General features: G+C 72.3%; 14 protein-coding genes. 7 read left to right on the top strand and 7 right to left on the bottom strand.

What is annotated here, in order from left to right; translation table 11 throughout:
* Positions 1 to 152 precede the first annotated feature (152 nt).
* Complete coding sequence (locus ACFY1S_RS24745) at positions 153 to 989, bottom strand: undecaprenyl-diphosphate phosphatase (protein ID WP_387122409.1); 837 nt, start codon at positions 987 to 989, stop codon at positions 153 to 155.
* Positions 986 to 2038: an LLM class F420-dependent oxidoreductase gene (locus ACFY1S_RS24750; RefSeq protein ID WP_364365520.1), complete on the bottom strand. Its 1053-nt coding sequence runs from the start codon at positions 2036 to 2038 to the stop codon at positions 986 to 988. Before ACFY1S_RS24750 ends, ACFY1S_RS24745 begins: the two co-directional genes overlap by 4 nt.
* A 186-nt stretch (positions 2039 to 2224) precedes the next feature.
* On the opposite strand from ACFY1S_RS24750, the gene ACFY1S_RS24755 reads away from it, so the two are divergent.
* A complete protein-coding gene (locus ACFY1S_RS24755; protein ID WP_357990096.1) occupies positions 2225 to 3196 on the top strand; it encodes an aldo/keto reductase in 972 nt (323 codons plus the stop codon).
* A gap of 70 nt (positions 3197 to 3266) precedes the next feature.
* Positions 3267 to 3458: a DUF5703 family protein gene (locus tag ACFY1S_RS24760; RefSeq protein WP_053655860.1), complete on the top strand. Its 192-nt coding sequence runs from the start codon at positions 3267 to 3269 to the stop codon at positions 3456 to 3458.
* 47 nt (positions 3459 to 3505) lie between these two features.
* On the opposite strand, the gene ACFY1S_RS24765 is transcribed toward ACFY1S_RS24760, so the two are convergent.
* Both ACFY1S_RS24765 and ACFY1S_RS24770 read right to left on the bottom strand, forming a co-directional pair.
* Positions 3506 to 4168: a hypothetical protein gene (locus ACFY1S_RS24765; RefSeq protein WP_364365528.1), complete on the bottom strand. Its 663-nt coding sequence runs from the start codon at positions 4166 to 4168 to the stop codon at positions 3506 to 3508.
* A 58-nt stretch (positions 4169 to 4226) separates the two neighbouring features.
* Positions 4227 to 5534, bottom strand: coding sequence for a M20/M25/M40 family metallo-hydrolase (locus tag ACFY1S_RS24770; RefSeq protein ID WP_387122414.1), 1308 nt, complete (start codon positions 5532 to 5534; stop codon positions 4227 to 4229).
* 162 nt (positions 5535 to 5696) lie between these two features.
* On the opposite strand from ACFY1S_RS24770, the gene ACFY1S_RS24775 reads away from it, so the two are divergent.
* The 3 genes from ACFY1S_RS24775 (at position 5697) to ACFY1S_RS24785 (ending at position 7671) form a co-directional block, all read left to right on the top strand.
* Positions 5697 to 6299, top strand: coding sequence for a hemerythrin domain-containing protein (locus tag ACFY1S_RS24775; RefSeq protein ID WP_387122417.1), 603 nt, complete (start codon positions 5697 to 5699; stop codon positions 6297 to 6299).
* 86 nt (positions 6300 to 6385) lie between these two features.
* Entirely contained in the window at positions 6386 to 7357 is a 972-nt protein-coding gene (locus ACFY1S_RS24780) for a LysR family transcriptional regulator (RefSeq protein WP_364365535.1), read from the top strand.
* Between the two features lie 68 nt (positions 7358 to 7425).
* Positions 7426 to 7671, top strand: a complete 246-nt coding sequence (locus ACFY1S_RS24785) for a hypothetical protein (protein ID WP_139587700.1) — start codon at positions 7426 to 7428, stop codon at positions 7669 to 7671.
* Positions 7672 to 7728: 57 nt separating this feature from the next.
* Here the strand turns inward: ACFY1S_RS24785 and ACFY1S_RS24790 are convergent, their stop codons facing one another.
* Genes ACFY1S_RS24790 through ACFY1S_RS24800 form a run of 3 tightly spaced genes read right to left on the bottom strand, consistent with a single transcriptional unit; the run spans position 7729 to position 10840 of the window.
* Positions 7729 to 8079: a DUF3140 domain-containing protein gene (locus ACFY1S_RS24790; RefSeq protein WP_139587701.1), complete on the bottom strand. Its 351-nt coding sequence runs from the start codon at positions 8077 to 8079 to the stop codon at positions 7729 to 7731.
* Positions 8079 to 8288: a hypothetical protein gene (locus ACFY1S_RS24795; protein ID WP_364365539.1), complete on the bottom strand. Its 210-nt coding sequence runs from the start codon at positions 8286 to 8288 to the stop codon at positions 8079 to 8081. Before ACFY1S_RS24795 ends, ACFY1S_RS24790 begins: the two co-directional genes overlap by 1 nt.
* Complete coding sequence (locus tag ACFY1S_RS24800; protein ID WP_387122422.1) at positions 8285 to 10840, bottom strand: ATP-dependent Clp protease ATP-binding subunit; 2556 nt, start codon at positions 10838 to 10840, stop codon at positions 8285 to 8287. The genes ACFY1S_RS24795 and ACFY1S_RS24800 overlap by 4 nt, the downstream gene beginning before the upstream one ends.
* 138 nt (positions 10841 to 10978) lie before the next feature.
* On the opposite strand from ACFY1S_RS24800, the gene ACFY1S_RS24805 reads away from it, so the two are divergent.
* Complete coding sequence (locus ACFY1S_RS24805; protein ID WP_387122426.1) at positions 10979 to 11359, top strand: hypothetical protein; 381 nt, start codon at positions 10979 to 10981, stop codon at positions 11357 to 11359.
* Positions 11360 to 11511: 152 nt separating this feature from the next.
* Positions 11512 to 11772, top strand: coding sequence for a hypothetical protein (locus ACFY1S_RS24810; protein ID WP_139587705.1), 261 nt, complete (start codon positions 11512 to 11514; stop codon positions 11770 to 11772).
* Positions 11773 to 11775 lie beyond the last annotated feature (3 nt).

Below are 11775 nucleotides of genomic sequence, written 5' to 3' on the forward strand. Positions count from 1 at the left end.
GGCCGGCCCCCTTCCCGCGAGTTGGAGGCGGATCGCCACCCCGACAGGGACAGACTAGGCGCGCAATGTCGGAAATACACGAAATGCCCTCAATGCAACCGGCCCCCGACACCCGCCGCGCGGGGATCGAGGGCCGGTACGGCGGAGGCTGATCAGGTGGCGCTGATCGTCCCCGTCAGCAGCAGGGCGAAGACCAGGGTGCCCAGCGCGACCCGGTACAGCACGAAGACGTACAGGGTGTGGTGGGCGACGTAGCGCAGCAGCCACGCGATGGCCGCGTAGCCGATGCCGAAGGCGATCGCCGTCGCCACGATCATCTGCGCCACCGACGGCGCCGACGTGCCCGGAGCGGACGGCTCGAAGACGTCCCCGAGGCTGAACACGCCGGACATCACCACCGCCGGGATGGCCAGCAGGAACGAGTACCGTGCCGCCGCCTCCCGGGTCAGGTTGAGCAGCAGGCCCGCGGTGAGCGTGCCACCGGAGCGGGACACCCCGGGGATCAGCGCCATGGCCTGGGCGAAACCCATCACCACGCCGTCCTTCATCCGGAAGTTCTCCAACGTACGGGTCTGCCGCCCCCAGTACTCGGCGAACGCCAGCACGAACGCGAACACGATAAGCGTGGTCGCCACCACCCACAGGTTGCGCCCGGCCGTCTTGATCTGGTCCTTGAACACGAAACCGAACAGCCCGATCGGGATCGAGCCGACGATCACGTACCAGCCCATCCGGTAGTCGAGGCTGGAACGGACCGACGCGTCCCGGATGCCGACCAGCCAGGTCCGGGTGATCCGCCAGATGTCCTTGGCGAAGTAGATCAGCACGGCGGCCTCGGTGCCGAGCTGGGTGACCGCGGTGAACGACGCCCCGGCGTCCCGGTCGAAGAAGATCGCCGAGGTGATCCGCAGATGCCCCGACGAGCTGACCGGAAGGAACTCGGTAAGTCCCTGGACGATGCCCAGGACGATGGCCTCGACCCAGGTCACTCGCCGACTCCCGAGAGGTCGAGAGCTTCGGCCACGGTCCGCAGGGTCTGCACACCGCTGTCCCGGTCGGCCACGAACAGGGACACCGACAGCGTGGTGACACCGGCCGCCGCGTACTCGCGCATCCGCTCGGCGACGCGCTCCTTCGGGCCCAGCAGCGAGGTGCGGTCGATGAACTCCATGGGTACGGCCGCCGCGGCGTCGCGCTGCCGCTTGGCCAGGTACAGGTCCTGCACCTCGCGGGCGGCGTCGCCGTAGCCCATCCGGGTGGCGAGCTGGTTGTAGAAGTTCTGCTGCCGGCTGCCCATCCCACCCACGTAGAGGGCGGCGTACCAGCGGACCAGCTCGGCGCAGGACGCCACGTCGTCGCCGATCACCACGGGCACCGACGGCACCACGTCGAAACCGGCAAGCTCCTTGCCGACCTTCGCGCGCCCGGCGGCGACGGAGGCGAGCTGCTCGTCGGCGAACTCCGGGGAGTAGAACACGGCGAGCCAGCCGTCGGCGATCTCGCCGGCCAGCTCCAGGTTCTTCGGGCCCACCGCCGCCAGGTAGATCGGGATGTGCTCGCGGGGCGGGTGGAATCCCAGGCGCAGCGCCTTGCCGGGGCCGTCCGGCAGCGGCAACGTGTAGTGCTCGCCGTCGTACGCCACCTCCTTGCGGGCGATGGCGAGCTTGACGATGTCGACGAACTCGCGGGTGCGGCCCAGCGGCTTGGCGAAGCGCACGCCGTGCCAGCCCTCGGAGACCTGCGGACCGGACACCCCCAGCCCGAGCCGGAACCGGCCGCCGGAGAGCGCGTCGATGGTGGCCGCTGTCATCGCCGTGGCCGCCGGCGTACGGGCGGGGATCTGCATCACCGCCGCGCCGACGTCGATCCGTTCGGTCTGGCCGGCCATCCAGGCGAGCATGCTCGGCGAGTCGGAGCCGTAGGCCTCCGCCGCCCACACCACCGAGTAGCCGAGCCGGTCCGCCTCCTGGGCCAGCGCCAGGTGGTCGGCCGGCGTGCTCCACGCCGTCTGGTATCCGAGGCTGAGCCCTAGTCGCACTGGTCCTCCCCCATCCGTGGCACAGGTCGCACCAGGTTACGCAATGCCGGTAACGGACCCGATCACCGGCTCGACACCTTTGGTCCCCCCTCCATCAGGGCAGCCCAGGACGGCGGAACCGGCAGAACCGGCAGAGATACGGGAGCGAGGATATCGGTGGCGGCAGGTTCGAAATAAGGTTCACCCATGCAACAGCGACCGCTCGGCCGAAGCGGGCTGGCGGTTTCCCGGCTCGCGCTCGGCACCATGACCTGGGGTCGGGACACCGACGCCGACGACGCGGCCGCCCAGCTGAAGAGTTACCTGGACGCGGGCGGCAACCTGATCGACACCGCCGACGTGTACGGCGACGGTGACGCCGAGTCGGTGATCGGCTCCCTGCTGGGCTCCCTCGTGCCCCGCGACGAGCTGTTGATCGCCACCAAGGCCGGGTTGCGCCCGGGCAGCGGCCGGCGCCGGGACGGCTCCCGCGGGCACCTGCTGCGGACCCTGGACGCGTCGCTGCGCCGGCTCGGCACCGACCACGTCGACCTGTTCCAGGTGCACGGGTACGACCCGGACACCCCCCTGGAGGAGACCCTGGCCGCCCTGGACCACGCGGTGGCCAGCGGCAAGGTCCGCTACGTCGGCGTGTCGAACTTCTCCGGCTGGCAGACCGCGCGGGCCGCCGCCTGGCAGACCGCCTGGCCCGGCCGGGCGCCCGTGGTGGCCGCCCAGGTGGAGTACTCGCTGCTGGAGCGGGGCGTCGAGCGGGAGGTGCTGCCCGCGTGCGACGCGCTCGGCCTCGGCGTGCTGCCCTGGTCGCCGCTGGGACGGGGGGTGCTCACCGGCAAGTACCGGCACGGCCGGCCCGCGGACTCGCGGGCCGCCTCGCCGCACTTCGAGCGGTTCGTGGCGACGTACCTGGAGCCGCGCTGCTCCAGCATCGTCGAGGCGGTGGCGACAGCGGCCGGCGGGCTCGGCGTGTCGCCGCTGGAGGTGGCGCTGGCGTGGATCCGGGACCGGCCCGGCGTGACCGCGCCGATCCTCGGCGCCCGGACGGTGGGGCAGCTGCTCGGCGCGCTCCAGGTGGAACGGATCACCCTGCCCGAGGAGATCATCACCGCGTTGGACGACGTCTCCGCCGTCCCGGTGGGCTACCCGGAGCGCGACAGCTGACCCGCCGGTAGCGGCATCGGTCACCCCGCAAGGGGTGGCGAACGGCCGCTGGGCTGGGCAGCATGGTGGCATGGACTACGAGTACGCGCCGCTGCGGCTGCCGCCGAACGTCGACCGGTTGACCGCCGCGGCGCAGTTGGCGATCCAGGCGGAGTTCTCCGGATGGGAGTTGGCCCGGGTACGGCTGTTCCGCGACGGCACGCGCCAGGTGGTGCTGCGCCGTCGACGGGTCAACCAGCCGCAGCCGGGCCTGTCGTACTGAGGGGGCCGGCCGCCCGGGGCTCGCGTGAGCCCCGGGCGACACACGGCCTAGTGCTGGTGCCCGGCGTGGTCGTGGTCGTCGTCGAGCTCCAGGAACGGGTGCTCGTCGAGCCGCCCGACCAGCCGGTCGTCGGCCGCGGGCTGGAACGGGCCGACCGCGTCGTCGTCGTCGAACGACTCCAGGTCGACGGGGGTGCCCACCTCGCTGACCATGACCACCCCGTCGAGGGGCTCCAACTCGGGGACGTCAAGCGCGCCGAGTGAGCCGTCGCCGCTCTGCAGCAACTCCAGCACCGCCTCGCCGACACCCTCCACCGGCGCCGGCTCGTCGTCCTCCGGGGTGCCCTCACGGCGGGCCGCCTCGGCCACCCGCAGCAGCGCCGAGACGCTCGGCACCCGGTAGTCGCGGCGCTGGCGTACCGAGATGACACGCGGGTGCGGGTCGCTGGCCTCGGACCCCTCGGGGCCGCCGAAACGCTCGTCGGCCTCGTCCGGGTCGATCGAGTCGACGTCCCACGGCGTCACCTCGCCGAACGCGTCGAGCAGACGCTCGTCGTACGCGAAGGAGGCGTTGTTCAACGCGACGTACGCCTGCCAGACGTCGTCGTCGTCGACGCGGCCCTGCGCGGCACGTACGGCGGCCAGGTGGTGACGGGCCGCTTCGATCACCCGCTCGAGAGCGGCGTCCAGCTCACCGTGCTGGTCGGTCATGTGGGGCAGTCCCTTCACGATGGGGAGGTAACGCGCCGGGTGCAGCTACCGGACACGGCTAGCAGGTGCGGAGGAACCGGTCGAGAACCCGCACGCCGAACTGTAGTCCGTCGACCGGAACGCGCTCGTCGATGCCATGGAACAACGCGGAGAAGTTCAGATCGGCGGGCAGCCGCAGCGGGGCGAAACCGAAGCAGCGGATGCCGAGCTGCGAGAACGCCTTGGCGTCGGTGCCGCCGGAGAGCATGTACGGAACCGGACGCGCGCCCGGGTCCTCGGCCCGCAGCGCCGCCGACATGGCCTCGACCAGGTCGCCGTCGAAGGTGGTCTCCAGGGCCGGCTGCCGCTGGACGTACTCGATGGCGATGTCCGGGCCGACCAGCTCGCGCAGCTGCCGTTCCAGCAGCTCGGACTGGCCGGGCAGGCTGCGGCAGTCGATGGTGGCGGTGGCCCGGCCGGGGATGACGTTGTCCTTGTAGCCGGCGCTGAGCCGGGTCGGGTTGGCCGTGTTGCGGATGGTCGCGCCGATGATGTTGGCGATCGGGCCGAGCTTGGCGATCGCCGTCTCCGGGTCGTTCGGGTCCAGCTCGATGCCGAGCAGGTCGGACACCTCCTCCAGGAACGCCCGCACGGTGTCGGTGACCACGACCGGGAAGCGGTGCCTGCCGATCCGGGCGACCGCCTCGGCCAGGGCGGTCACGGCGTTGTCGTCGTGCACCATCGAGCCGTGCCCGGGGCGGCCCTTGGCGTGCAGCCGCAGCCAGTCGATGCCCTTCTCGGCGGTCTCGATGAGGTAGAGCCGCTGGCTGTCGTTGACCGAGTAGGAGAAGCCGCCGACCTCCCCGATCGCCTCGGTGCAGCCGTCGAAGAGGTCACGGTGGTTCTCCACCAGGAACCGCGCCCCGTAGTCGCTGCCCGCCTCCTCGTCGGCGGTGTACGCGAGCACGATGTCGCGCGGGGGCCGCACGCCGGTGCGCTGCCAGTGCCGCACCACGGCGAGCACCATGGCGTCGAAGTCCTTCATGTCGATGGCGCCCCGACCCCACAGGTAGCCGTCGCGCACCTCGCCGGAGAAGGGGTGCACGGACCACTCGTCGGCGTCGGCGGGCACCACGTCCAGGTGGCCGTGCACCAGCAGCGCGCCCCGGCTCGGATCGGTGCCGGGGATGCGGGCCACGACGTTCGCCCGGCCCGGGGCGGACTCGTGCAGGACGGATTCGACTCCCACCTCGGCGAGCTTCTCCGCCACGTACTCGGCGGCGCGGCGCTCACCGACGCTGGTGTCGTTGTCCCCCGTGTTGGTGGTATCGATACGCAGCAGGTCGCGGCAGAGGTCCACGACCTCCGCTGTGGGTTCGCTCGTCATCGCCTCTTCATACCAGCCCGAGCCGCCTGACGGGCCGGCGCACCGGCGGCGCGGGTGGGACGCATCGACGGGTCCGGTTTCGCCGCGAACGTGTCCGGGTATCGCCGCGGTCGACCGTACGTCCCCTGCCGGAGCTTCCGCCCGCCAGTCGAGGAGGGCACCATGTCCGCCGTTCCCCTGCCGCCGCTGCCGCCCGCGCCCGACGAGGGCTACCGTCCCGGTGGCCGCAGCATCGCCGACATCGTGGACCGGGAGCACCAGCAGCTGCTGACGCTGCTGGACCATCTGACCGGCCCGGACAGCACGCCGCAGGAGGGCCTGGCCGTGCTCACCGCCGCGCTGTCGCGGCACCTGTCGGCGGAGGAGCAGTACCTGCTGCCCGCGGCGCGGGCCGCGCTGCCGAACGCGGACGAGCGGGTGGACGCCGAGATCAACGCCGACGCGGCGCTGCTGGGAGTCCTCAAGGGGCTGTCGGACGAGACGGTGACCGAGGTCGCCGCGCGGGTGCGCCGGCACGTCCAGGGGGTGGGCGCGCTGGTCGCCGAGCTGCGCGAGGTGGCCACCGCGGAGGAGCTGATCCGGCTGGGCAACCGGCTGGAGATCGCCGAGGAGGCGGCGCCGACCCGGCCGCACCCGGGCACTCCGGCGACCCCGCCGTGGAACCGCATCGTCGAGCCGGCGGTGGGTGTGGTGGACAAGGTCCGCGACGCGGTGACCCGGCGGCCGACGTACCTGGCGGACCTGCCGGAGCCACCGCGCGGGTGACCGGCGGCGACGCCCGTCTGTGCATTCAATCTCACCGATACCTTCGGGCTCTTCCGCCGGCTGCGGCGTAGTCCTACCGTCACCGTATGAACCTGGAGTTGCGTCACCTGCGGGTGGTCTGCGCCATCGCGGAGACGGGGAGCGTGACCAAGGCGGCGTCGGCGCTCGGCCTGGCTCAGCCGGCGCTCACCGCCCAGCTTCAGCGGATCGAACGGACGCTTGGCGGTCCGCTGTTCGACAGAGACCGGCGCGGCGCGCGTCCCACCGCGCTCGGTGAGCTGGTGCTGGCCCGCGCCCGGGTGCTGCTGCCGGCCATGAAGGGGTTGCAGGACGAGGCGGCCCGGCTGGCCGGCTCCGGCGACGCCCCGCCGTGCTACCGGTTCGGCGGGGTGAACAGCCCGATCCTGGGCCGGCTGGTGCACCGGCTGGCCGCCGAGCATCCACCCGCCCAGATCACCACGTACGCCTCGTGGTCGGTGGACGAGCTGGCGCAGCTGGTGGCGGGCGGTCGGCTGGACTTCGCGCTGGCGGGGGTGTGCGGGGATGCCAGCCCGTCGGCCGGGTTCGGGTTGAGCTGGCGGGAGGTGTCAGTCGACCCGGTGCTGGTGCTGCTGCCCGAGACCCACCCCCTGGCGGGCCACGACGAGGTGAGCCTGGGCGACCTGCGTCATGAGCAGTGGGTGGCAGCGCCCGGTGACGGCTGTTTCAGCGACTGCTTCGCCGCCGCCTGCGCCCGCGCCGGCTTCACCCCCCGCAAGGTGTACGAGACCGACATCCGCGGCTGCGTCGACCTGGTGGAGGCGGGCGTGGCGGTGGCGTTGTGCCAGGCCACGTTCCGGCCGGTGGCGGGGCTGGTCACCCGCCGGCTGGCCGGGGTCCCGCTGCGGTGGCGGCTGCTGCTGGGCTGGCACCCGGACTCCCCCGCCGCCCGCAGCGCCCCGCTCGTGTTGCAGATGGCCAAGGCGGCGTACACCGACTCGCTGGCGCCGCATCCGACCTACCTGGACTGGCTGCTGCGCAATCCGGGGTTCGGTGTGCGCCAGCCCAGTGGGGTGTGAGTCCACCCGGGCGGGTGATGATCCGCCGCCGGCGGTGCGAACGGCCGTTGGCGGGGTAACCGGCGGGCATGACCGACCTCTACCCGCCCGCCGACGACCGGGAACTGCTGCGCCAGGCGGCCGCCGCGCACACCGCCGCCACCCGCGAGGTGGAGGCGTTCCTGCGCCGTCTGCCGGAGGTGCCCGACCCGGCCGACGTCACCGAGTACGCCAATCTGCTCAGCCGCGAGGACCAGACCCGCGGGGACCGGGACGCCGCGGCCGACGCGGCGGGGCTGACCATCGGCAGCCTGGAGCCCAACCAGGGCCAGTAACATGACGCCTGCGGTGCCGTTCCGAACCGGGACGGCACCGCAGGCGTGTGGCGCCGTTCAGCGTTCGACGAGCGGGTCGTGACCCAGGTCGAGCAGGGAGTGCCGCCACGTGTCGTCGGCGTTGCCGCGTGGCGGCTTGGCGTCCATCAGCTCCCGGATCCGCTCGACCGCCTCCCGCATCACCTCGATGTCCTCCGGGGTGAGGTCGACCTTGCGCTTGTTGAGCACCTTGAGGATCTCCCGGCCCGGCTGGGGCAGGTCGAGGGTCGGGTTGGACCCGAACGACTCCTCACCGGACCCCCGGGTCAGCAGCCACGTGCGCAACTGCTCCGACGGAACGTTGACCTCGGCGTGGAAGTCCTCCCAGAGCACTTCCACCTCGGGGTCGAGCCGAGCTTCGCGTACCATCAGGTCTCCTCTCGCGGGCGGCGGTCGGACGTCTCCGGGTCGTCCTGGTCGGTCTTCGGGTGCAGGCCCTCCGGTGGCACCCGCGTACGGCGGGGGTTCGCGGTGGGCGAGGCCAGGATCGGGTCGGGATGGTCGTCCTCGTCCCGGGCCTGCTCGGAGTCCGCGTCCTCGTGCGGCTCCCCGGGCTCGCCTCGTCGCTCCCCGCTCATCGCGGGTGTGTCGTCGTGGCGGCGGTGTACCCCCGCTCGCCAGCGGCGACGTCGAAGGCGAGCGACCCGTCGCGAGCGTCCACTGTGACCTTCTGTCCGGGCGAGATAGCCGACTCCAGCAGCATCCGGGACAGGTGGTTGTCCACCTCCCGCTGGATCACCCGGCGCAGCGGGCGGGCCCCGAACTCCGGCTGGTAGCCGTGCTCGGCGAGCCAGTCGATGCCGGCGGTGGTGAACTCGACCTGGATGTCCTGGGCGTGCAGCCGGCGGCGGGTCTCCTCCAGCAGCAGAGCGGTGATGTCGCGCAGCTGCTCGGCCTCCAACCGACGGAAGATGATCACCTCGTCGATGCGGTTGAGGAACTCCGGCCGGAAGTTCTCCTGGAGGCGGCGCATGAGCCGTTCGCGCAGCTCGTCGTTCTCCTGCTCGCTGCCCGGCGCGCCGGTCCCGAACCCGACGGCCCGCTGGGTGCCGGTGATCAGCTCCGAGCCGAGGTTGCTCGTCATGATCAGTACGGTGTTCTTGAAGTTCACCGTACGGCCCTGACTGTCGGTCAACCGCCCGTCGTCGAGCACCTGGAGCAGGATGTTGAACACGTCCGGGTGGGCCTTCTCGATCTCGTCGAGCAGCACCACCGCGTACGGGCGGCGACGCACCGCCTCGGTGAGCTGGCCGGCCTCCTCGTAGCCGACGTACCCGGGCGGGGCGCCGACGAGCCGACTGACCGTGTGCCGTTCCTGGAACTCGCTCATGTCGACGCGCACCATCCGGTCCGCCTCGCCGAACAGCGCCTCGGCCAGCGCGCGGGCCAGCTCGGTCTTGCCCACGCCGGTCGGGCCGAGGAACAGGAAACTGCCCATCGGGCGCTCCGGGTCGGCCAGCCCGGCGCGGGAGCGGCGGACCGCCTCGGCGACAGCGGTGACCGCGTCGTCCTGGCCGACGACCTTCTCGTGCAGGTGGCCCTCCAGGCGCAGCAGCCTGTCGCGTTCCTCCTCGGTGAGCTGGCTGACCGGGATGCCGGTGGCCCGGGAGACCACCTCGGCGATCTCCTGCGGGCCCACCTCGGGCACCTGGGAGGTCGCGCCGTCGTCGCCGTTGGCGCGGCGCATCTCCTCCTCCAGCTCGGAGATCCGGTCGCGCAGCGCCGAGGCGCGCTCGTACTGCTCGTCGGTGACGGCCTGCTCCTTGTCCCGGCGTACCTCGTCGAGTTCCTGTTCCAGCTCCCGCACGTCGGAGGCCGGGGTGCGGGTGCGCAGCCGCACCCGCGCGCCGGCCTGGTCGATGAGGTCGATGGCCTTGTCCGGCAGGAACCGGTCGGTGACGTACCTGTCGGACAGCTCGGCGGCCGCGACGAGCGCCTCGTCGGTGAAGCGCACCTGGTGGTGTGCCTCGTACCTGTCGCGCAGGCCCCGCAGGATGGCGATCGTGTCGTCGACGCCGGGCTCGGGCACGAGCACGGGCTGGAAGCGCCGGGCCAGCGCGGCGTCCTTCTCGATGCTCTTGCGGTACTCGTCGAGGGTCGTGGCGCCGATGACGCGCAGCTCACCGCGGGCCAGTGCCGGTTTGAGCATGTTCGACGCGTCCATCCCGCCCTCGCTGCCGGCGCCACCGGCGCCGACCAGAGTGTGGATCTCGTCCATGAAGATGATCAGCTCGTCCCGGTGCGCCCGGATCTCGTCGATCACCTTCTTCAGCCGCTCCTCGAAGTCGCCCCGGTAGCGGGTGCCGGCGACCAGGCCGGCCAGGTCCAGTTGGACGACACGCTTGCCGAGCAGGGTCTGCGGCACGTCCCCGTCGCAGATCCGCTCGGCCAGCCCTTCGACGATTGCGGTCTTGCCGACACCTGCCTCGCCGATCAGCACCGGGTTGTTCTTGGTACGCCGGGACAGGATCTCGACGGCCTGCTCGATCTCGTCGGCCCGCCCGATCACGGGGTCGATCTGGTCGTTGCGGGCCAGGTCGGTGAGGTCCTGCCCGTACTGGTCGAGGGTGGGGGTGCCGCGGTCCGGCTTCGGGCCGTTCATCGGGCCGCGCTCGGCGTTGGCGGCCTGCAACGACTCGGGTTGGATCCGGCCGGCGGCCAGCATCCGGCCGGCCGGCGACTCCGGGTTGAGCGGCAGCGCCATGAGGATGTGCTCGGGGCCTATGTAGTTGGCGCCCATCGCCCGGGACAGCTGGTGGGCGTCGAGAAGCGCCCGCTTGGCCGCCGGGGTCAACGACAGGTTGGGTGGCACCTCGCCGCGCGGCGCGCCGTCGCCCTTGCCGCCGAGCGCGTTGAGCAGCGTGTCCGGGTCGGCGCCGGCACGCCGGACCAGGTCCCGCAGGGGTTCGCGTTGCAGCGCCGCCCAGAGCAGGTGGTCGGTGTCCAGGTCGCTGCTGTGCCGTTGCGCCGCCCGGCGGGCCGCGTCGGCCAGCATCTCCCGGGCGTCGGCAGTCATCAGGCGGGTGATGTCGACCCGGTGCGGCGGTCGGCGTCCTCCCTCACCCCGGCCGAAGTACCGGGCCAGGAATTCGTCCCACGGGTCGGAGCCGAGGTCACCGGGTCCCATCATGTCTGTCCTCCGCAGTCGGGCGCGGCACGGTCGGCAGGGGCTACCCGGCGCGGGGCCCGACAAACGCCGCACCGGGCACGCGGGCGGTTCGGGTGTGGCGTCCGGCCCGCACCCCACCGGTGGTGGCAGGCTGGCGACATGGATGACACCCCGCTGCTGATCGTGGACGGCGCCAACGTGGTGGGCTCACGCCCGAACGGGTGGTGGCGGGACCGCGCCGGGGCCGCCGCGCGGCTGCGCGACTCCCTCGCCCCGGTGGCGACCGTCGGGCTGCCGGCCCGGCTGCCCGCGCCCGTCGAGGTGGTCCTGGTGGTCGAGGGCGCCGCGCGGGACGTGCCCGGCACGGACGTCGTACGGGTGGTCTCCGCTCCCGGCTCGGGCGACGACAGCGTGGTCGATCTGGTCGCGGGCGCTCCGCGGCGCCGGCGGCTGGTGGTGACCGCCGACCGGGAGTTGCGCGAGCGGGTCACGGCCCTGGGCGCCGAGGTGTACGGGCCGCGCTGGCTCCGCGAGAGTTGAGAAGTTCTCGCACTGGGACTCCCACAGAACGGACTCCCGGCGCTTCCGGGGGCCTTCCGGACAGGCGGGCAGGAACACCGACAGGGCGGATGTTCTTTCCGCGACGCCGATAGGCTCTAATGGAGATCTCCCCGCCCCCAGGAGGTTCCGCAGTGGCGAGCGTCGCCGAGCTGAAGGCTGCCATCGATGTCGCCCTCCAACAGATCGGGGACGGGCAGACAGCCGTGCAGGCGGCCGGCGAGAAACTGGCCGAGGCGCAGCAGACCCTGGCCGGCGCCCTGGAGGGCAGCGGGCACGAGACAGTCGAGGCGGCCCAGGCCTCGCTGACCCAGGCCAGCCAGGAGTTGGAGGACTGTCTCGCCGCGACACTCGTCGCGGTGGAGCAGGCGCAGCTCTACGTCGCCACCCTGTAGGCC

This window comes from Micromonospora sp. NPDC000663 (assembly GCF_042898105.1).
Taxonomy (GTDB): Bacteria; Actinomycetota; Actinomycetes; order Mycobacteriales; family Micromonosporaceae; genus Micromonospora.